Origin of the sequence: Thalassospira lohafexi (assembly GCF_002844275.1) — a bacterium.
GTDB classification, from domain to species: Bacteria; Pseudomonadota; Alphaproteobacteria; order Rhodospirillales; family Thalassospiraceae; genus Thalassospira; species Thalassospira lohafexi.
The window spans coordinates 345,959-367,030 of sequence record NZ_NXGX01000003.1; the positions used below are offsets into that span (position 1 = coordinate 345,959).

Consider the following 21,072-nt stretch of genomic DNA (forward strand, 5'->3'; position numbering starts at 1 on the left):
CACAAGACACGTTAAAGCCAAGACAAAACAACGAAACCACAAAACAAAAACACACCATCTATCAGAGGAATGGCTCATGTTGATTAAGGGATTGCTTAAAACCGGTCTTATTGCCGGATTCATGATGAGCAGCACTGCTGCCTTTGCACAAACCGTTGGTCCGAACGGCGAAACCGCCACCCCCAGTGCCGAAATCACCCTTTCGGATGCCGAATTTTCCAGCCTAAAGGAAAAAGGCCTTAAGGCTGCCTTGCTGTGGCATACATCATCGGATTTCATCAATGCGGTATCTGCTGGTGCAACCGATGAATTCGCCAAAGCCGGGGTCAAGATTGCTGTCACCACCGATGCCGGTTTTGATGCCGCACGTCAGCGCAGCGACATCGAAACGGCCCTGACTGCAGAACCTGATATCATTCTGGCCTTGCCGCTTGATCCGGTGACATCTGCTGCGGCTTTCCGCGAAGCAGTTGAAAACGATACCAAACTGGTGTTCCTGTCCAACCTGCCGTCTGACTATAAACATGGTACCGATTATGCCGCCATCGTCACCGATGACCTGTTTGCCATGGGCAAACAGGCTGCGGATGCACTGGCCACAGAAATCGGTGGCAAAGGCAAGGTCGGCTGGATTTTCCATGACGCGACCTATTACGTCACCAACCAGCGTGACAATGCGTTCAAAACCACGATTGAAAATAACTATCCGGACATCGAAATCGTCGCTGAGCAAGGCATCACCGACCCGGCCCGCGCCGAAGAACTGGCAAATGCCATGCTGCTTCAGAATCCCGATCTTGATGGCATCTATGTCACATGGGCCGAACCGGCTGATGGCGTTTTGGCGGCCCTACGTGCCAATGGCAACAAACACACCAAAATCGTCACCCTTGATCTATCCGAACCGGTGGCAATTGACATGGTCCGTGATGGCAATGTAACGGCAATTGTCGCCGACAAGGCCTATGAGTTGGGCCGCGCCATGGCGGCAACCGGCCTTAAGGCTATTTTGGGCGAAGAAACCCCGCCCTTTATCGTTGCGCCGGCCTTAACGGTGAAAAAAGAAAACGTCCTGGATGGCTGGAAAGAGTCGCTTAACCGCGATGCACCGGACTCCATCATCAAAATGATGAACTGATCACCTGCTTGCCGGGCGGTACCTCATCGCCCGGCAAACGGACACCGATAATGTTTTCTGACCATCCATCGACACCCTTTGCTTTGCCGTTCCGCCCAAGGAAGTGACCGATCATGTCCCAATCAAAACCCGGCAACCCGACATCTGCCAACGCCGCCGCAAGCAGATCACTGCGCCAGATTGTTGGCCGGATCAATCTGCAGCAATATGTCGTTTATTTTGGCTTTCTTGCCATCTTCCTGTTCTTTGCCATCACACTGGGCGACAACGGGTTTTTAAGCATCCGCAATCTGTCAAACATCGTGCTGCAAACCGCCCCGGCGACCATCCTTGCGATTGGTCTGGTGTTTGTGTTGTCGGCGGGTGAAATCGACCTGTCGTTTGGCTCCATCGTTGCCGTTTCCGCATTGGCTGCCGCCGTGGTCATGAATGAATACGGGATGGTGGCCGGCATTGCTGCTGGCATGGGGGCTGGTCTGCTGGCCGGGGCAATCAACGGAACGGTTGTCGCCTTTGTCCGTCTGCCATCATTTTTGGTGACCTTGGCAACCATGGGATTGTTTGCCGGGATTGCCCGATCAATGACCAATCTGCGCTCCATCCCGGTTCTGGATGGCGATTTTGCCGGTTTCTTTGGATCGGGCAGCTTTTTAGGCATTCCTTCGTTGATCTGGTGGACGGTTCTGGCCGTTGCAGTTGGTCATTTCATTTACCGCGAAACCCGGTTTGGCGCCCATGTCCTTGCCACCGGTGACAACCCGCAGGCTGCCAGTGTGTCGGGCATCAAGGTTGCGCGCATTCGGCTTTATGTCCTGATGCTGTCGGGCGGATTGGCCGGACTTGCCGGGTTGCTCTATGCCGGGCGTTTGCAGGCGGCCAAATACACGCTTGGCGAATCTGATCTGATGACCGTGATTGCCGCTGTCATCGTCGGTGGAACCCTTTTGCATGGGGGGCGGGGGACGATCATCGGTGCGCTGATTGGATCGCTGATGATGGGGATGCTCAATAACGGGCTGATCCTGATGGGGCTTTCGGTGTCCGATCAAATGATCGTCCGGGGCCTGATCATTCTGGCCGCCGTTGCCGTCTCGTTGCGCGAAAAAGCGCGATAAGCCCAAAAAGCAGGAAAAAAACCATGTTTCTTGATGTCTTACGCCGTCGCAATCCGAAATTCGTCGAGGCCGCCATGGCCCTTCACCGTGACGGCAAAGTGCCCGCCAATGCCTATATCCTTGATCTTGATGCGGTTGAGGCCAATGCGCGCACCTTGAAAACCGAGGCCGACAAACACGGTCTGAAAATATTTGCCATGACCAAGCAGGTCGGACGCGCCAGCTCGTTCTCGCATGCCGTGATGCGTGGCGGCATTGACCGGTCGGTCGCGGTCGATATGGCCTGCGCGCGCGCCACTCATAATGCCGGGCTGCGCGTTGGGCATCTGGGCCATCTTCAACAGGTCGCCAAATTCGAAGCAAACGCAGCCGCCGCACGCTTCCGCCCCGATTATTGGACCGTCTTTAACGATACCAAGGCGACCGAGGCCGCCACCGCCGCCCACAAGGCCGGGTATGTTCAGGATATTCTGGCCCGCATCCACGCCGAAGGCGACACCTTCTATCGCGGCCATGAAGGCGGGTTTAGCGCCGGTGACATCACAGATATTGCTGATTTCATTGATGATTTGGCGGGCGGACGCTTTGCCGGAATTACAACATTCCCGGCCTTACTGTTTGATCATGACAGCCGCAAGGTCCTGCCAACCCAGAATTTAACCACGCTGACCAAGGCCGCCGAACGTCTGGCAAAACATGGCCGTTCTGATATCGAAATAAATGCGCCGGGCACCACATCCTCGGTCCTTTTGGCCGGTCTGGCCGAGGCGGGCGCAACTCAATGCGAACCAGGTAACGGCATCCACGGCACCACCGCCCTTCATGTGGTTGAAGACCTACCGGAACTGCCTGCTGTGCTGTATCTGTCCGAGGTGTCCCACCTGTCGGGTGGTAAGGCTTATTGCTTTGGCGGCGGGTTCTATATTGATCCGATTTTCCCCGATTATGACGTCCAAGCCATCGTTGGCGATGAGCCAACCACCGCGGCAACGGCATTGCGATCGGTTGAAGTACCCCCGCCCTCGATGATTGACTATTACGCCATGATCGATGCCACCGGGCCAAAGGCTCCGAAACCGGGCGATACCGCCATATTCGGTTTCCGCGGGCAGGCCTTTGTCACCCGTGCCTATGTGGTTGGGGTATCGGGTATTTCGACCGGTAATCCGGTTGTTGAAACCATTGAAAACAGCTTTGGCGAAACCACCGCATGGCCGGTTTAGGAGACATCTCATGAGCAATACAAAACCGGTCCTGAGCCTCAAAGACATTCAGAAGCATTTTGGCGCGGTCACCGCGATTGAAAACTTCTCCCTTGATATCCATCCCGGGGAAATTGTTGCCCTTGTCGGTGATAATGGCGCGGGCAAGTCGACCCTGATCAAGATCATCTCGGGCGTTTATGCGCCCAGTTCCGGCACCATCACGATTGAGGATGAAACGGTGTCGATGGCCAGTGCCGAAATTGCACGGTCGCATGGGATTGAGGTCGTCTATCAGGACCTCGCCCTTGCCGATCAGCAAAGCGTGTATATGAACATGTTTCTGGGCCGTGAAATCACAAACAAAATTGGCATGCTTGATCGCAAAACCATGATTTCCGAAACGCAGAAACTGGTTGATGAACTGGATGTCCGTATTCCAAGCCCGCATGCCACCATCCGTGATCTTTCGGGCGGTCAACGCCAGGGGGTTGCGATTGCGCGGGCCACGCGCTGGGCGAAAAAGGTCATCTTGCTTGATGAACCAACGGCGGCATTGGGTGTTGCTGAAACCGCCAAGGTCGAAGAAATCGTTGAATCACTGAAACGGCGCAATATCGGTGTTCTGATCATCAGCCACAGCCTTGATCAGGTTTTCCGTCTGGCTGATCGCGTCTGTGTGCTCCGCCGCGGTCAGCAAATCGGCATTCGTGAAACAGCCAAAACCGACAAAAACGAAATCATCGGCATGATCACCGGCTTACAGCAAAGTGATGCGGCGTAACCCGGACATCCATTGGAACGCCCACCTCCAGCCGAGACGGCTTGGCTGGGGGATACCCTATCAGATATCAGCCTAACTGGTTTCCTCAACCCGCCGGAAGGTATCAGGATAATCCATCACCAAGCCAAACCGATCCAGTTCCAGCTCGGCCTTGAATGACCGGAATAATCCTTCGTAGCGATACCGCCGATCCACAATCAAACAGGTATAGCGCTGCTGTGCCGGGACGGGAAGAAACGCCCCTTCAATCTGGCTTGGCAGTGGGACATAGGCCGCGACAATATCCTGACGGGCCTTTGGCGCCAGCCCAAGCCGCTTGATCGCCAAGGTGTTGGTGGCCGGGGTTACACCAATATCAACATCAAAGCACCCATCAAGCGACGGCACCGGCCGGTCGCCAAGGATGTCATGCCAATGACCGTCCCCATCGGCCACAACATGCAACGTTTGACCACCAATATATTTGACCAGCACTTCACGTGTCCGACATTGCGCGTCCGCACGCACCGAGTAATAGGCACCATATTTGCCCCCGCGCATGCCTGAAACCACTCCTTCAAGGATCAAATGCGCGTCATCCTGAACAAGCGTGCAGCGTTCAAGCCCCTGTCCCTGCCAGTTGGTCCAACACACCGATGTCCGCATTCAATCCTCTCCTCTGTGCAAAATGTCGTCAAACTCCGTCGCCACCGCATGTTGGCGATTTGGGCAAGCAACAACGGAAAATTTCTTACCGCCGATACATCATCTGCCGGTAATTCAGCGCCTCGGCAATATGGGGGCGTTTGACAATGCCACTGCCCGCCAGATCGGCAATCGTGCGCGCAACCCGCAAAATCCGGTGATATCCACGCGCCGAAAGCTTCATGCGCCGGGTGGCATCCTGCAACAGTTCTCGCCCGGCATCATCGGGGGCGGCCGCAGTTTGCAGAACCTCGCCATCGGCCAAGGCATTGGTTGAGATATGTTCGTTTTTATATCGTAACATTTGAAGTTCACGCGCCAGAAACACCCGTTCGCGCACAGTCGCACTGGTTTCGCCGTTTGCCGGCAAATCAAGTTCTTCAGGCTTTACTGCCGGTACATCAATCTGAATGTCAAACCGGTCCAGAAGCGGGCCGGAAAGCCGCGCCTGATAATCCTCGCCACAGCGTGGGGCCCGGCTGCATGCAAGGTCATTATCACCCAGATACCCGCAACGACACGGGTTCATCGCCGCCACCAGCTGCACCCGCGCCGGATAGGTCACATGCGCATTGGCGCGTGCCACTGATACCTGCCCGGTTTCAAGTGGCTGACGCAGCGCATCGAGTACATTTCGCTGAAATTCCGGCAGTTCGTCCAAAAACAGAACCCCGTTATGAGCCAACGACATTTCGCCGGGTTTGACCCGATGGCCGCCACCAACCAGTGCAGGCATCGATGCAGAATGGTGTGGTTGCCTGAACGGCCGCGTGCGGATCAACCCGCCTTCGGGCAGCAATCCCGAAACCGAATGAATGACCGTGGTTTCAAGTGCTTGTCTTGCATCCAGATCAGGTAAAATACCCGGAAGACGTGCGGCCAGCATGGATTTCCCCGATCCGGGCGGGCCGCTCATCAATAAATTATGCCCGCCAGCAGCGGCGATTTCGAGTGCCCTTTTGGCACTTTCCTGTCCCTTGATGTCACGCAGGTCTGACACCGGACTAGCCGGGGCGACATTGGCAACGGCACGTGGCCGGGCGAGAATTTGTGTGCCTTTGAAATGATTGATCAGGCTGACAAGGTTCTTGGGCGCCAGGATCTCAAGATCGCCCGCCCAAAGCGCCTCTGCCCCATTGTCACACGGGCAGATCACGCCAAATTCCTGCATGCTGGCTTCCATGGCGGCGGGTAAGACCCCGCCAACACTGGTGATGCTGCCATCAAGGCCAAGCTCACCGAGGGCTAAAAACCGGGCGATATCCTCATGGCCGATAACATCCATCTCGGCCAGAAGACCCAATGCAATCGGAAGATCGAAATGCGACCCTTCTTTGAGCAAATCGGCCGGGGCAAGGTTAATCGTGATGCGCTTGGGTGGTAAGGCCAGCCCCATGCTTGATAAGGCGGATCGCACCCGTTCGCGGGCCTCGGACACGGCTTTATCAGGCAATCCAACAACCGAAAACGCCGGCAGGCCACTTGCCATTTGCACCTGAACATCCACGGCAATCGTTTCAATCCCGGCAAAGGCAACCGTTGTAACCCGCGCTGTCATGTTGGCTGATCCCCATAACCCCTAGTTGTATCACTTTGACGGGAAATGGGGATCAAGGCAACATATCGTTGGGTGACAGGGGCTTAATGGTCAACTTACCCCCGAAACTTACGACCGACTATTCTGGCGCGTAGTCGGTATTAACCATCCACGGTGTGCCGAATTTGTCATTCACCAGTCCAAACCCCTTGGACCAGAAGGTTTCCTCGAACGGCATCACCACGGTGCCGCCCTCGGCCAGCTTGTCAAAAAGCTGTTTGCCCTCCGCCGCATCGGGGAAATGCACGGAAATATTCATGCCCTGCATCGCGGTAAAATGCTCCGGCGGGCAATCGGATGCCATGATGTGCCAGCCATCCCCCATCAAACAGGCATGGGCAATTTTATCGGCAAAATCGGGCATGTCCTTGCTCATCGGCGTATCGCCAAACGGCATGGCGATCAGTTCGCCACCCAGAACGGATTTATAAAACTCCATTGCCGGGCGGCAATTTCCATCAAAGTTGAGGTAGCTGATAACTTTCATTGGGGCATTCCTTTGTGAAAATCGCAAGTGTGGTGGATGTAAAATTACGGCTGTAACCCGAACTGGGCCTCACAGTTTTCAAGATCAAACGGCACGGAAAAATGTTCATGTGCGATGCGCCATTGCCCATCGCGCTTTTCAAGGTGGCTTGTCGCCCGCATCCAACTGGCCTGTTCGCTGCCATCGGCTTCACGCACGCCACAACGGATCAGAAAATGCGCCACCGCCAGATGGCCTGACGCACGGATAACCGGTTCCTGTGACTGGAAAATCATCTCGCGCTGATCGGGCATACAGCGTTGCCAATGTGCGCGGTACGCGGCATGACCGTTAAATTGCAGCGGTCCGGCCGCGTCATAAGAACATATATCATCATGATAAAGCACCATGATCGCATCAAGGTCGCGCGCGCTGGCCGCATCAATCCAGCGGTCAAAAACGTCTTTGATCTCCTGATAATCCTTGCTGGTCGGATTTTTCATCAGACGGTCCTTTGGTTGGTGGCGAAAGGGGACTGAAAAGTATTCTTGTGTGTATTTCCGGGCCTTACGGCGCGGCAACTGCACGCTCAAGTGCTGCGATATCGATCTTTTGCATGGTCATCATCGCTGTCGCCGCCCGGGCGGCGACATTCGGGTCGGCATCGGTCATCAAATCAATCAAGCGGGTCGGGGTGATTTGCCAGAAAACGCCAAAACGGTCCCTGATCCAGCCGCAATCACGCGGCTCCCCGCCTTCGGACAAACAGTCCCAGTAATAATCGACCTCTGCCTGATCCTTGCACTCGACAACAAAGGAAACTGCTTCGGTGAATTTGAAATCGGTTGGGAAATTAAAAGCGGTAAATTTTCGGCCAAAAAGTTCAAAACCAATGGTCAGAACACTGCCTTCCGGGCCGGGCCCCGCTTTGCTTGCGCGCATGGTCTTGCCGATCTTTGCCTCGGCAAATACAGACGCATAAAAATTGACGGCATCTTCGGCACAGCCATTAAACCATAGAAACGGGCTAATCTTTTGCTGCATGGGGCATCCTCCTTGCCACAAAACAAATGGCACTTGATCAAAGCGGTCAAACCGGGTGGTTGATGAGTGTTTTATTGTATTCCCGTTTGACAAATACGTTGATATCAACATAATAATCTCATGTCAAAAAAAGATTTCAACCACAGCGATAGACCCGTACCGTTTGCCGATACCCTGATGGTGCGGGACTCGTGCCTGTGCCTGCATGTGCGCCGGGCGGCACGCACCATTGCGCGACGGTTTGACGATGCTTTTCGTCCGTTTGACCTGACCAGCGGGCAATATTCGCTGTTGATGTCGTTGAACCGGCCATATCCACCGCATATGAAGGATGTCGCCGACCTTTTGGCGATGGATCGCACCACATTGACCGCCAACCTCAAACCGCTTGAACGGCGCGGTCTGGTGGCAATTAATCCCGACCCAAAAGATAAAAGGGGCCGTTTGCTCACACTGACCGAGGATGGCTTGGCCCTTCTCGCGCGCGCCTTTCCCGTCTGGGAAAAAACCCAGCGGGACCTTGAAGGACTGGTGGCCCATTCAGATCCAAAACAACTGTTGGCGGATCTGATCAGTCTGTCTCAGGAACCAAAGCAGGAATCGGAAAAATAGGTTTCCAACGTCTTACGCGGTTTCAAGCCGATATTTAAGAAACGCTTTCCCGTCATGGTCCACCGGACCAACAAAACGGGCACCAATGCGCCGCAAGGCCCCCAGTTTCGTGCGCGACGGCGGCAGCAGAAAGGTGACAAAGGGAATGCGCGGGTCGGATCGGGCAAAGGCAAGCGCCTTGCGCGTAATCATCATGCCCAGCCCAAAGCAATCAGGCCGCAGCACCAACCCGAAATCCCATTCATCGCCTTCTTTTTGAAACCCGCCCCATCCGGCGTAATTCCCGTCATGCAGGATCGCCCAATGACCGAGCCCGTCGCGCTGCCAACAGGCATCCTTGGCAGCCCTGAACCGCACGTAATCATCATCACCCCACGCACCTGTCAAAAGCGGCATGTGAACACCCATGCGCGGATCAGACATATGGGAAATCACCACATCAGGGGCGACATCGCCAAGTGGCACAAAGGCAATTGCATCACCTGACATCACAGATCGGCTACGCATCGGGCTGGTCCAGTCAATCATCAAAAAAGGCGCAAAAGACACCCGTCCATTGCGCCGTTCCCTGATTGATCTGTCAATTGCCCGAACGATCACGCCCGATCACAATCGGTCAGACCCTATTCGTCCGATGTGCTGCCATCACGCGGCGGCAGGAATTCCTTGCGGCACGGAACAGCTTCTTCGTTGACCACAGTCCAGCCAAAATTGCGAAACTTGCCAAAGCTTTCTTTTTTCATCGTGATGCCGCTTTCCTTGTGCTTACGCACTTCGCGGGGATCTTCACCGTCAATCTTGTCGGCACGGATCCAGGCCCGTTCACGCATTCCTTTGGTGATCGTCGGTTCGGTCATACAGGCTCTTTTCATCGATTAAGTGGGTAAACCACATCATAACGCAATCTGGCTTGGTTCGCGATGGCTTTAACCGATGCGCAGGCGTCAATCAATTGACTTCGCATCGGTGTCATGGGGCAGGTGAAAAACGGTCTCGGTAAACGCTTCACGTTCAGACATGATCGCCATCCAGTCGCGCACCCGCACCGGAATGTCAAACCGCCGGTCCGGCCAGCGAAAATCAATATAATACAGCCCCACCAGAACCGAATAGGTGCCCAGATGCGCATCTTCGGTCCGCAAAGACGCCAACCCGTCCAAAATCGCATCGATGCTGCTTTGAACAGCCTGCGCCTGTCGCTCCATTACGAAATCAGAACGATCATCTTCGGGGCGCTGGGCATCGGCAAACAGCCGCCCGGTCGCCGCCATCATGCCATCGGCAAGTCCTTGCCATTTCAACGCATTCAGCCGGGCGATACCGTCTTGCGGAATGATGCCATCCGACGCCCCGGAAGCACGCGCAACCTGATCAAGGTAATCACAAATCACCGCAGACTCATACACCGCCATGCCATCGGGCAGGATCAATGTCGGGACCTTGGCCAAAGGATTGTGTGCGCGAAGCGCATCATCGGTCCATGGATCAATCAGGATTTCACGCACCTGTTTTTCCAGACCCAATTCACGCAAAGCCACGCGCACCTTGCGCGAAAATGGTGATGTTGGCGCATAATAAAGCTGCATCGTCAAAGCCCCTTGCCGTGATCTGCCCTGATCCGGGCGTCCTCCTAGACCTTAAGGTCCGGTGTCCAGCCAATCCCTTCGAGATGCCATTTCGCATCCCAGTTCTTACCTTTACGGGTCAGTGTAAGGTAATTTCGCGCCGCACAATAGACACCTTTGCGATCGGGCAGCGGTTTTAACTTTGTCGGGCGTTCAGGCAACGGATGATCACCGATCCAGGCCAGCAATCCCAATGCCCGCGCAAATGCCTTGGGTGGGGCGGTATGGGAAATGCCCGATGCCACCAGTTGATGGATGGTTTTGCCCATGGTTTCAAAAGTGCCCCGCGTGGCGACATGAATTTCACCCGACACGATCGTGATCTCGTGATCATGATCGTTGGCAATACGTTCAAGCAGTTCAAGGAACCGGCACCATTCGCGGCGATGCCAACGGCTTTGCCACTGATCACGCAGGTCATCTTCGTATTTCTGGGCACTGGGCATCATATACAGGAAAAATTCCACCAGCGACAAACGCGGACCAATTACCGGCACGCTCGACATCAGCAAAATGCGGTTGCCCTCGGGAATGCTCTCAAGGGCCGGGGCAATATCGCGCCAGCCATGATCGCCCATGATGACTTCCGGTGTCCGTTCAGATCGCAAATCTGGCGCGATCACGGTCATCCCGGGGAAATCAACCTTCCACGCAAGACTTTTGCCCGACCGGTCAAGCACCATGTCGGGCAGACAATCGGGCTCGGTGTCAGGCAGACCATCAGACAGGCCATCTGGCCGCCCATCGGCACTGGTACCAAGCTGCATCAAACAGAATGCCTCACGTGCGCAGGCAAACATACCGCGCGCCACCGCTGCCCCTTGGAACCATTTCTTGTGACTGCCCCAGCCATCAAAAATATCATGGTCATCCCACATCATAAGCGACGGAACCCGTGCGAGCATGTGGCTGATCTGCGGCTGGTCATAGATCGTCAGATAATAATCAAGATAGAATTTCAAAACCGCATCGCGCATCTCATCGGAAAAGGCGGTTGCCAGCTTTTGCCGACGCCGCGCCTTGTTCCAGGCGATAATCTCCGGGTGGCACTGCCAGACCCCGTCGGCATAAATCTGATCCCCACCATGCAGCAAAAGCGAAAAGGGCCGCTTTTCATGCTGATCAGCAAGGTCACTCCAAAGCGCATTGCGTTCCTCAAGCGGCCGGTCAAGATCGCCGTCTTCCTGCCCGTTGCACGACACAAATCCGATGTGTAAATCCGATGCCATTTCGGCACAAACATGGTATGTTTCGTTTCCGAAACTATAATTCGCATTAGGAATTGCTGGCAGGCCAAAATCAAACCGCCAGTAAGACCGGCCAAACAGGGTTGCCAGTTTTTCCGGCGTGACCAAGTCACGCCCCATTGCACGCAATTCCGGTACCTTGGCCCCCTCGGGTGCCACGATCAGGGCTGCCAACCGGGTGGTTGTGCCATCACTGCCACGCGCAAACAAAAACGGGCCAAACAGACCGTCACGGGAAGGTGTGGAAACCTGATTTTCTGTCATGCGGTCCTGTTACCTTGGCCAAAGATGCTCTTAAATCATACGCTTGATACGGGTTTTGGTTCCAGCGTTGCCTTTTGGATGGCGCAATCACACCAGAACAACATGCACAAAAAAGGGCAAGCGACCTTGATCACGTCGCCCAAAACTCGCTTCACGGATGTACATCCTCAAATTCAGTGATTGAGCTGCAAGGGCAATCGTTTACGCTACGAACATCAAGATACCAACCGGCCGTGACATTGAGGAGAACGCCCTTGGCTTCACAACGCCCCAAAGCAATCCCGACCGTTCAGGTCGATGACGATACCGTTCGCGTGACCGAATGGCATTTTCCCCCGGGTGCGGAAACCGGCGGTCACGTCCATGAAATGGACTATGTCGTTGTCCCGATGACCACCGGTGATCTGACCATTGAAATGCACGACGGCACCATCGTCACATCGCCGCTGACCGCCGGGAAATCTTATGCCCGTAAAACCGGCGTTGCCCATAATGTCATTAACGACAACACGTTTGCCTTCACCTTTGTCGAAGTCGAAATCAAACCTACCGCCAAATAACCAAAAAAAGGGCAGGTACCAATTGCACCTGCCCTCAATAAATAGCGTCGCCTGCGGGTTGAACCTATGCCAGCCGACTGTCAATCGCATCCCAGATCAGGCTTTCAAGCTTTGATCCGTCAAAACGGTTCACTTCCTGCAACCCGGTTGGCGAGGTGACGTTGATTTCGGTCATGTAATCGCCAATCACGTCAATCCCGACAAAGATCAAATCGCGCTTTTTAAGTTCCGGGCCGATCCGCTCGCAAATTTCGCGTTCGCGGTCGGTCAGCATCGATTTTACCGCCACACCACCAACATGCATGTTTGATCGTGCTTCGCCCTCGGCCGGGACGCGGTTGATCGCGCCAACCGCCCTGCCATCGACCAGAATGATGCGTTTGTCGCCTTTGCGCACATCGGGCAAATAGGCCTGCACCATCAATGGTTCACGCGACTGGGCGGCAAAAATCTCCAGCAGGGAATTTAAGTTCTCATCGCCGGGTTTAAGGTGGAACACACCCGCCCCCCCATTGCCAAACAGCGGCTTGACGATGATGTCCTTGTATTCTTCGCGGAAATCCCTGATCCGGGCGGCGGAGCGCGTGATCATGGTCGGCGGCATCAGGTCGGGAAACTCGGTGACAAAAATCTTTTCCGGTGCATTGCGCACATGCCCCGGATGATTGACCACGAAGGTTTCCGGGTGGATGGATTCAAGCAAATGGGTTGCTGTGATGTAATTCATGTCAAACGGCGGATCCTGACGCATCAGGATAACATCGGTTTCCTTTGCCAGATTAATGATCCTGGCATCGCCCAGCTCATAGTGATTGCCCGCTTCATAACGCAAGGTCATCGGGCGGACTTCGGCCAGAACCCGGCCCCGGTCATAAAACATGTCGTCGGGATGATAATGCAAAAGATCATATCCGCGTGACTGGGCCTCAAGGCCCATCACAAAGGTCGAATCGCCTTTGATATCAATGGATTCAATCGGATCCATCTGGATGGCAACGATACGGCTCATGAAATGCGTTCTCCTCTTCACCGGTTTGTATCAGCCATGTCGCAAATACGGCACAAAGCCGCCAATTGTGATCATTTGCGGGCACGGCTTGACCCGGCTGGCCTTCCCGGCCAAATGATGCGATATGTTATTCGCTCTTGTGGGTATTCATTTGGCAGGATTTTTATCATCTGCCATTCATGTTCCGCAATCGCGTTAAGATATTTGTTCCGAAGATCAGGCAGGCAAGACAGGCATATGACGTTTTTCTCCAAATTCTCGCAGACCGCTTTTCATACGTTCGGCAAGAAATCCCGTTCGTTGATGGCCGCCTCTGTGCTGAGTGCCGCTATCGGACTTGGCGCGATCACAAGTCTGACCTTGCTGCCAAATGCCGCCCATGCGCAGTCTGCTGATATCAGCCCGGAAATGATCAAAAAGATCGAAACCTATATGGGCGATATCACCACTCTTCGGGCTGATTTTGTTCAGATTTCATCGGATGGCGGGGCCGCCGAGGGCAAGCTTTACATGCAACGTCCGGGCAAAATGCGGTTTGAATATAACCCGCCAGCCCAGATATTGCTGGTCTCGACCGGGCATGATTTCATTTACTATGACAAGGAAATCAACGCTCCGACCTATTTCGATATTGATGAAACCCCCGCCGGGATCATTCTGGCTGAAAACATTTCCCTGACCGACAAGGTTAAAATCGTTGATTACCGCCGCACGGCCGAAACCATTCGTGTCGAACTGGTGCGTAAATCCGATCCGGGGGCGGGCAGTGTGACCCTGGTGTTTGCCGAAAGCCCGATGCAGTTGCGCCAGTGGATCGTCACCGACCCGACAGGGATCGAAACCACCGTGACCCTTTTCAACACCGAAGAGCACGTTTCACTTGATCCCGAGCTGTTCAAATTTGATCGCATCTGGCCAAATCAGCGCAACTAACCCGAAAATTTTCATCACCTGACGATCACGATCTGATGAGCGCAAAGCCGCTGGTCAAACCGTAAAATGATGTGATTCAAACCCTTGCAGACATTAGGGTTTCGTAACGATCTGCCTATCCTGATCAAATCGCCGCAAACGGCAAAAAATCTTGCGTTTGGGCCCTGGGATATCTGGCAGAAACCGGCTCTGATCCCTATATGAAAGACTGTCACAAGGTTCCTGATAAATGAATGGAACCCGGTGTGAGGATAAGGTCTCCCCTACCTGTCCTCACGCTCCAGATTAACGGAGCGCTGGCGTTCGGTCTTCCCCCCTGGCCGGACGCCTTTTTTTTGCCCAACCCGAACGATATGACGGTTTGCGCATAAAAATGGCCAAAGAAATTTCCCGCACAGGCAATAGATTTCACGCGCTGTTAATTTTCATTGCCTACTACTTTAAGGCATGATTCCCTCGTGGCGAGATTTTCCGCCAACTGAAGACACAGGACCGACACGTTCGATGATCAATGACTTTATGAAATCCGTCGCGCAATTCTCCGACCCGCGTTTCCGCAAGGTCGTGCTGATCGGTGTTGCTGGCGCGCTGGCAACCATTGTCGGTCTTTGGCTTCTGATCTGGTTCGGACTGAGTTCGATCACCTTCTTTGCCGATGGTGGCTGGCTTGAAAGTGCCGCCGACTGGATTCTTGGCATTGGCCTTGCCGTGCTTGTTGTCCTGTTGTTTCCCGCAGCCACGGTCCTGATCTCGAGCCTTCTGCTCGATCAGATTGCCGATGCGGTCGAAGACAAACATTACCCGACCCTGCCCGAAACCCGCCCGCAACCCATCAGCGAGGCCCTGATCAGCGGTCTGAAATTTGCCGCAACCGCACTGGCCCTTAACATTTTGATATTGCCGCTGCTTTTGGCGGGACCGGTCTATATCATCGCCTTTTACGGCATGAACGGTTACCTTCTGTCGCGTGAATATTTTGAACTGGTCGCCATACGCCGTTATGATGCGCGCACGGTTGAGGCCATCCGCAAAAGCCGCCAGAAAAAGCTATGGCTTGCCGGTGTCGGCCTGACCTTTTTAATGACAATTCCGCTGGTCAATCTGGTCGCACCGATTATCGCCACGGCCTTTATGGTTCATTACTCTGTTCGCCTGGGAACATATGTCCCGGAAACTGCGGTCTGACGTTCTGCAAATTGCTGTCGGACCGCGCGCCGAAATACCGAAACAAAGACTCAAAGGATCTGGTCATCCAATGTTTGGAAAGAAAAAAGCCAACAAAACAGTCGACAGCCGTCCGGCTTCGTCAGATACATCTCCCTCAGGAGAGTCAGGTGCTCTTTCCGCGGCAAACAATGAGACCAAGATCGAGTCTTCTGACGTCGCCAACAAAAATAGCGTCAATACCGGCCCTGCCGTAAAAACAGAAAAACGTACTGAGCCGCAGCTTTTCAGCAAGCCGCGTACAAAGGATGAACCACAAATGTCCAGTAAACCGCACTCCACCAGCTTCCGCCCGGAAATCCCAAAACGCCCGCTTGAGATTCCAACCCGCGGCAGCTCAGGACGCCCAGCCAGCGCCAGTCACAATTCCGACGGCAAAAAGCTGACAGTTGGTCGTGATATCCGTCTGGCTGGCGAAATCGGTTCTTGCGACGTTTTGGTCGTCGAAGGACACGTTGAAGCCCAGATCAAGGATTGCGCACGTTTGGAAATTTCCAACGGCGGCACCTTTGTCGGTTCAGCTCAGGTTGACGAAGCCGAAATCAGCGGAAAATTTGACGGTGATTTGAACGCACGCCGCGTTGTGATCATTGGCTCGGCTGAAATCAGCGGCAAAATCACCTATGGCGCGCTTCAGATCGAAAATGGCGCACGCATCAAGGGCAGCCTTGATTACGTCGAAAGCAGCGATGATGGCACGTCACGCAGCGGCAACAGTGCGGCAATCACCATTCCGCGCAAATCGGACGATTCCTGATCCCGTGTTCGCAGTGCGATCAAATATAACCCAGCCCCGAACGCATGCCTGGCGTGCCTTCGGGGTGGTGTTTCTTCTGGCCGTGATCGGCGCAACGCTCACCGCGTGTGGTGGAAATGCAGTGCCACCGGGCACCACCAATACAAGCTACGGCAAGACAGCAACCAGCACTGTATCTGGTCCCAAAACGGGGACCGTGGCCGGCAGATCGACAAAATCGATCACACAAGACGTCCCGCGCCGTAGCCAAACGCAAAAACCCAAAACCACTCCGAAAAAAACAGCCGCCATTCCGTTTAAACCCATCGCGGCCGAAACGCTTACCGGGTTGTCGGAAAAGGCTGTTTTGGAAAAAGTCGGCGAACCGGAACTGATGCGCGGCGAAGGTGACATCCGCGTCTGGCAATATCGGTCTGATGAATGTTCGTTTGATATGTTCTTTTCGCCCGCTGCACAGTCAGATGCCAAAACCGATGACCGCGAATTGCATCATATGCTGGCCCGAATGCGCCGCGGGAACGAAAAAATCTCCATCCAGGACTGTCTTGATCAGGTGCGGAAACAACGTCTTTCGCGCGGATAACGTCTTGTGTGATCGATTTTGCCGATACGATCTGATTTCCTTGGTTGAATATTTACCTTTTGTTGGCAGGGTCGATAAGCAACCTCATAAATTCGCCACATCAGGCGACTTTATTCGTCCAGTCATGGTCCTTTAGGGTCTGTACGCAATTGAATGGCTAAACACGTTTTAGAACAGTCCATTGCGTACAGATCCTAAGGGCCCGTCCCGAAACTTCTAGACACGATACGCGACCTCATGAAAAAACACGCCCATCGTCTCGTCAGAACTTCGCTGGCTGCTGCCTTTATCGCGCTGATAAGCACTTTTTGCGTGGCAGTCCCTGTCACCAGCGCACAGGCCCAAAACACTCCCAAGCTGATTGATGTCTTCGGCAAGTGGGAAGCCTATACCTATTCCGAGAAAGGCCAAAAAGTCTGCTATATGGGCAGTCAGCCAACCTCGGCAAAAGGTGATTATACCCAACGTGGACGGATTTACGCGATGGTCACCCATCGTCCGTCGCTTAAGCTTCTCAACGAAGTCAGCTTCATCACCGGCTATACCTATAAGTCTGATAGCAAGGTGGATCTCCGAATCGATTCCACATCCTTCAAGCTGTTTACCCATGATGATTCCGCATGGGCCTCGACCAGCGAAGGCGATCAGAAATTGATCAAGGCCATGAAAGCCGGATCAACGATGGTTGTTGTCGGCTACTCATCGCGTGACACCAAAACCACAGACACCTATTCATTGTCCGGGTTTACTGCCGCCTATAACGCGATTTCAAAGGCTTGCAGCGTCAAGCCGGTGAACTAGGCACAGCTTAGGGGTCAGGCTAGATAAACGCAGGGGTTCACCTTCTGCGATACATATTGCAACCGTGATTGCGCATGCGCGATGGCTGCAATGTGAAATTTATCATTTCTAAATTGGCTCAGCCCCGCTATATGCGGGGCTGAGTTCATTGCATTTGGATTTTGCGTGCCCGCGCACGCGCTCTGATCGATTTTCTGCTATGATCACGAAAACACAAGGCACGTTGTGCGTGATCGGCGAAATCACCAGATAGCAACATGACACACGACCACCAGAACCAAGAGAGAGACCGGGATGACCGACGTCCTGACTGAAAACGCATCCGCACTTCCAGCCGACGCCAGCACTGGCACGTCTGGCACTGGCACGTCCGGCACCACCGGTCCTTCGCTGTCCGACTTCGTCACGCGCGCCGCCAACGGGCAGGCAGCCGACGGGCGTCGCGATCTGGTGGGCATCCCCCGCGAAGAACTGACCGAACTGATGGCCGCCATGGGCGAAAGCAAGTTCCGCGTCAAACAGCTGTGGAACTGGGTCTATTACCGCGGTGTCACCGACATCGAGGATATGACCAACATTTCCAAGAAACTGCGCGATCGTCTGGCACAGGATTTCTATGTCGGGCGTCCGGTGCTGACGGCCGATCAGAAAAGTACCGATGACACCCATAAATGGCTGATGAAGTTCCACGACGGAAATGAAGCCGAAACTGTCTATATCCCGGATCGCAACGAAGACCGCGGTGCGGTGTGCATTTCATCGCAAGTCGGCTGCACGCTGACCTGTAAATTCTGCCACACCGGCACCCAGCTTCTGGTCCGCAACCTGACACCGGGTGAAATCGTCAGTCAGTTCATGATTGCGCGTGACAGTTATGGCGAATGGCCAACCCCGTCCAACGGTATTCGCCGTCTGTCAAACATCGTGATGATGGGCATGGGCGAACCGCTGTTTAACTATGAAAACGTCCGCGATGCGCTGCGCATTGCCATGGACGGCGAAGGCATTTCCATCTCGCGCCGCCGTGTGACGCTGTCGACATCGGGTGTGGTGCCTGAAATCGTGCGCTGTGGCGAAGAACTTGGTGTTGGTCTGGCGATTTCACTGCATGCGCCCGAAGACGACCTGCGCAACGAAATCATGCCGATCAACAAAAAATACCCGCTTAAGGAATTGATGGATGCCTGCCGGCATTATCCGGGCATGTCCAATTCGCGGCCGATCACCATGGAATATGTCATGCTCAAGGGCATCAATGACAAGCCCGAACATGCCCGCGCACTGGCCAAACTGGTCAAAGGCGTTCACTGCAAGTTCAACCTGATCCCGTTCAACAAATGGCCGGGGTCGGATTACGAATGCACGCCGACCAATGACATCAAGAAGTTCGCCCAGATTCTGCTTGATAACGGCTATGAAGCCCCAATCCGCTGGCCGCGCGGGCGCGATATTCTCGCTGCCTGTGGTCAGCTCAAATCCGAAAGCCAGCGTCAGCGCAAATCACGCGTTGGCGCAAGTGCGGGTGGCTGTGCCAAATCGGGTGACAGCGACGAAGGTGTGGTTGCCGCCCAATAAGGCCCCCCGCCAAAAGAGCTTCCACACAGATCAACACCGGACGGCACATCGCCTCCGGTGTTTTTCGTATCTGCAATCTGCACTAAATCACGATTTAACGATTTTGATGCAAAGATAATCACAGTTTAAAGGCTAAAATAATAAACAAAATACTTGATCAAGATGTTTTAAAACATCTTGATCAGATTAATTTTATTTAAAAAGGTCCGGTACTTACTCAGATGATGTGATGTCCGTGACATCAATATTCATCGACAAAATACCCCCAAGTCCGCCAACCGTCATATCAGAAAGCCGCCAGCAGGTTTCGTCATTATCAAGCCGGTCAAGATAGGCGTCACGCGCTTTTGCATCGACAAAATCAAGCGTGTAGCAATGCGTGAAACCTTGATTAAGCCCACCACCTTGCAGGTTTTTGCCCCCCGCAAACCCGACCATACCCGGTGTCGCCACAGCATTGGCTTTGATTGCCCCAAGAACGTCTTTGATGTCATCGGGTTTTGTAACACCAGAAAACTGCAGCAGGACAACATGGCGGATCATTGCGGAACCTTTTTTGGCCAACTGGCCGGATCAATGGTTTTGGGCAGCAACACAAATTTCTGACCGGTTCTATTCATATGTCCGGCAAACAACGCCGCGTCATCCCCCGGGCCAAAGAAGATATCCCCGCGCACCGGCCCGCGAATGGCCCCGCCGGTATCCTGTGCCACCATCAAACGATGAAACGTGCGATCCGCATTCATTGGATCAGACGTTTCCAGCCACACCGGAACACCCATCGCATGGAACCGGCGATCCACCGCCAGCGACCGGCCCGGTTCAAGTGCCACGCCTTGCGATCCCAGCGGCCCGGCATCGGGATCATCGGGATCGGTTTTAAGCGGCTGGAAAAACACAAAGGATGCATTGGTGTTCATCACCGCATCGGCCTCATCAGGATTGTCATGCAACCATTTTCGGATGGTCTGAAGCGACACGGTTTCACGGGTTAACGCCCCGCGCTCGATCAATTCACGGCCAATCGCGTAATAGGCCTGGCCATTGGTCGCGGCATAGCCCACCCGCAATACGCTGTCATCGGGTAAAACCACGCGTCCCGATCCCTGAATTTGCAGGAAAAACGCATCGACCGCATCATCAACCCAGACCATTTCAAGATTGCGCCCCGAAAGCGCCCCGCCTTCGATTTCAGCCCGGTCGTAATAGGGTTTCAAACTGCTGCCCGACAGACGCCCGACCAGCTTTTTGCCTTTAAGCTCGTCGCTAAACTCGCCGAGATCGACCGATACCATGTCATCAGGTTTTAGATAGATCGCTGTCTGATATTTGCCGTCCCGCGTCAGGTTGCCGCGCAGTTCCGGCTCATAATATCCGGTAAACAGCCCCTCGGATGTCTTGCCATTGCCGACAAGATACGGGGTAAAATCACTTTGGAAGAACGCCCGTGCGTCGTCTTTGCGTAGGGTATCAGCATCCAGTGCGAGCGCGGTCTCACATGGCCCGCGCCACTGGCCAATCGTCCCCATACGGGCATCTGGCCCAACCCCACGGTCATCGTCGCGGCGGACCATCGCCCGACATGACCGCTGAAACGCACGGACCGATCCGCGCATGTCATCGCGTTGCCAGCCATCAAGTTGGCCATACGGCACCGCGCGCAGGGTCAATTCATCTTTTTGTGGGGCCGGTTCTTTCTCCGTTTCTGTGATCAACCCGCTGATATCGGGCCAAAACATCCACACAAGGGCACATATCACCCCGACAAAAATCGACAAAAAGGAAAGGCTGCGCGACAGAACCAGACGTCTTTTCAAGATGGAACCCGTTAAATGCAAAGGCCAAAAATACG

The 21,072-nt window shown here is 54.2% G+C and carries 24 protein-coding genes; 12 read left to right on the forward strand and 12 right to left on the reverse strand.

Annotated elements, in window-relative coordinates; genetic code table 11:
- Positions 1-76 precede the first annotated feature (76 nt).
- From COO92_RS08590 to COO92_RS08605, 4 genes are all read left to right on the forward strand, one after another.
- A complete protein-coding gene (locus tag COO92_RS08590; RefSeq protein ID WP_101301382.1) occupies positions 77-1,138 on the forward strand; it encodes a substrate-binding domain-containing protein in 1,062 nt (353 codons plus the stop codon).
- Between the two features lie 113 nt (positions 1,139-1,251).
- A complete protein-coding gene (locus COO92_RS08595) occupies positions 1,252-2,253 on the forward strand; it encodes an ABC transporter permease (RefSeq protein WP_101301384.1) in 1,002 nt (333 codons plus the stop codon).
- Positions 2,254-2,276: 23 nt separating this feature from the next.
- Positions 2,277-3,476 (forward strand): alanine racemase, encoded by a 1,200-nt coding sequence (locus COO92_RS08600; RefSeq protein ID WP_101301386.1) that lies wholly within the window; start codon positions 2,277-2,279, stop codon positions 3,474-3,476.
- Between the two features lie 10 nt (positions 3,477-3,486).
- A complete protein-coding gene (locus COO92_RS08605; RefSeq protein WP_101301388.1) occupies positions 3,487-4,239 on the forward strand; it encodes an ATP-binding cassette domain-containing protein in 753 nt (250 codons plus the stop codon).
- 72 nt (positions 4,240-4,311) lie between these two features.
- Here the strand turns inward: COO92_RS08605 and COO92_RS08610 are convergent, their stop codons facing one another.
- From COO92_RS08610 to COO92_RS08630, 5 genes are all read right to left on the reverse strand, one after another.
- The gene (locus COO92_RS08610) at positions 4,312-4,884 is read right to left on the reverse strand and encodes a putative glycolipid-binding domain-containing protein (protein ID WP_101301389.1); all 573 of its coding nucleotides are present in this window, start codon (positions 4,882-4,884) and stop codon (positions 4,312-4,314) included.
- A gap of 85 nt (positions 4,885-4,969) precedes the next feature.
- On the reverse strand, positions 4,970-6,481 hold the full coding sequence (locus COO92_RS08615; protein WP_101301391.1) for a YifB family Mg chelatase-like AAA ATPase: 1,512 nt from the start codon (positions 6,479-6,481) through the stop codon (positions 4,970-4,972).
- A gap of 118 nt (positions 6,482-6,599) precedes the next feature.
- Positions 6,600-7,007, reverse strand: coding sequence for a VOC family protein (locus COO92_RS08620; RefSeq protein WP_101301393.1), 408 nt, complete (start codon positions 7,005-7,007; stop codon positions 6,600-6,602).
- Positions 7,008-7,051: 44 nt separating this feature from the next.
- A complete protein-coding gene (locus tag COO92_RS08625; protein ID WP_101301395.1) occupies positions 7,052-7,489 on the reverse strand; it encodes a YybH family protein in 438 nt (145 codons plus the stop codon).
- A 64-nt stretch (positions 7,490-7,553) separates the two neighbouring features.
- Complete coding sequence (locus tag COO92_RS08630; protein ID WP_101301397.1) at positions 7,554-8,030, reverse strand: VOC family protein; 477 nt, start codon at positions 8,028-8,030, stop codon at positions 7,554-7,556.
- 120 nt (positions 8,031-8,150) lie between these two features.
- On the opposite strand from COO92_RS08630, the gene COO92_RS08635 reads away from it, so the two are divergent.
- Positions 8,151-8,642 (forward strand): MarR family winged helix-turn-helix transcriptional regulator, encoded by a 492-nt coding sequence (locus COO92_RS08635; protein ID WP_101301399.1) that lies wholly within the window; start codon positions 8,151-8,153, stop codon positions 8,640-8,642.
- Between the two features lie 12 nt (positions 8,643-8,654).
- Here the strand turns inward: COO92_RS08635 and COO92_RS08640 are convergent, their stop codons facing one another.
- The 4 genes from COO92_RS08640 to COO92_RS08655 form a co-directional block, all read right to left on the reverse strand.
- A complete protein-coding gene (locus tag COO92_RS08640) occupies positions 8,655-9,149 on the reverse strand; it encodes a GNAT family N-acetyltransferase (RefSeq protein WP_206186381.1) in 495 nt (164 codons plus the stop codon).
- Between the two features lie 116 nt (positions 9,150-9,265).
- Positions 9,266-9,499 (reverse strand): hypothetical protein, encoded by a 234-nt coding sequence (locus tag COO92_RS08645; protein ID WP_022733669.1) that lies wholly within the window; start codon positions 9,497-9,499, stop codon positions 9,266-9,268.
- An 87-nt stretch (positions 9,500-9,586) separates the two neighbouring features.
- The gene (locus COO92_RS08650; RefSeq protein WP_101301401.1) at positions 9,587-10,228 is read right to left on the reverse strand and encodes a glutathione S-transferase; all 642 of its coding nucleotides are present in this window, start codon (positions 10,226-10,228) and stop codon (positions 9,587-9,589) included.
- Between the two features lie 44 nt (positions 10,229-10,272).
- Positions 10,273-11,778: an alkaline phosphatase D family protein gene (locus COO92_RS08655; protein WP_101301403.1), complete on the reverse strand. Its 1,506-nt coding sequence runs from the start codon at positions 11,776-11,778 to the stop codon at positions 10,273-10,275.
- Positions 11,779-12,032: 254 nt separating this feature from the next.
- On the opposite strand from COO92_RS08655, the gene COO92_RS08660 reads away from it, so the two are divergent.
- Positions 12,033-12,338, forward strand: coding sequence for a cupin domain-containing protein (locus tag COO92_RS08660; RefSeq protein WP_101301405.1), 306 nt, complete (start codon positions 12,033-12,035; stop codon positions 12,336-12,338).
- 64 nt (positions 12,339-12,402) lie between these two features.
- Here COO92_RS08660 and gshB read toward each other — a convergent pair whose 3' ends face one another.
- Entirely contained in the window at positions 12,403-13,347 is a 945-nt protein-coding gene (gshB, locus tag COO92_RS08665; protein WP_101301407.1) for a glutathione synthase, read from the reverse strand.
- A 237-nt stretch (positions 13,348-13,584) separates the two neighbouring features.
- Between gshB and COO92_RS08670 the strand changes: the two genes are divergently transcribed.
- The 6 genes from COO92_RS08670 to rlmN all read left to right on the forward strand — a co-directional run bounded on the left by COO92_RS08670 (position 13,585) and on the right by rlmN (position 19,220).
- Positions 13,585-14,280, forward strand: coding sequence for a LolA family protein (locus tag COO92_RS08670; protein WP_101301409.1), 696 nt, complete (start codon positions 13,585-13,587; stop codon positions 14,278-14,280).
- Between the two features lie 504 nt (positions 14,281-14,784).
- Positions 14,785-15,465 (forward strand): EI24 domain-containing protein, encoded by a 681-nt coding sequence (locus tag COO92_RS08675; protein ID WP_022733663.1) that lies wholly within the window; start codon positions 14,785-14,787, stop codon positions 15,463-15,465.
- A gap of 298 nt (positions 15,466-15,763) precedes the next feature.
- Positions 15,764-16,261 (forward strand): bactofilin family protein, encoded by a 498-nt coding sequence (locus tag COO92_RS08680; protein WP_240626376.1) that lies wholly within the window; start codon positions 15,764-15,766, stop codon positions 16,259-16,261.
- Between the two features lie 64 nt (positions 16,262-16,325).
- Complete coding sequence (locus tag COO92_RS08685) at positions 16,326-16,844, forward strand: hypothetical protein (RefSeq protein WP_133125053.1); 519 nt, start codon at positions 16,326-16,328, stop codon at positions 16,842-16,844.
- Positions 16,845-17,156: 312 nt separating this feature from the next.
- Positions 17,157-17,645, forward strand: a complete 489-nt coding sequence (locus COO92_RS08690; RefSeq protein ID WP_240626377.1) for an invasion associated locus B family protein — start codon at positions 17,157-17,159, stop codon at positions 17,643-17,645.
- A 294-nt stretch (positions 17,646-17,939) separates the two neighbouring features.
- The gene (gene rlmN, locus COO92_RS08695) at positions 17,940-19,220 is read left to right on the forward strand and encodes a dual-specificity RNA methyltransferase RlmN (protein ID WP_101301412.1); all 1,281 of its coding nucleotides are present in this window, start codon (positions 17,940-17,942) and stop codon (positions 19,218-19,220) included.
- A gap of 213 nt (positions 19,221-19,433) precedes the next feature.
- Here the strand turns inward: rlmN and COO92_RS08700 are convergent, their stop codons facing one another.
- Together COO92_RS08700 and mltA are read right to left on the reverse strand one after the other, a co-directional pair.
- Positions 19,434-19,763, reverse strand: coding sequence for a Dabb family protein (locus COO92_RS08700; RefSeq protein ID WP_101301414.1), 330 nt, complete (start codon positions 19,761-19,763; stop codon positions 19,434-19,436).
- A complete protein-coding gene (gene mltA, locus COO92_RS08705) occupies positions 19,760-21,037 on the reverse strand; it encodes a murein transglycosylase A (RefSeq protein WP_101301416.1) in 1,278 nt (425 codons plus the stop codon). The genes COO92_RS08700 and mltA overlap by 4 nt, the downstream gene beginning before the upstream one ends.
- Positions 21,038-21,072: the final 35 nt, after the last annotated feature.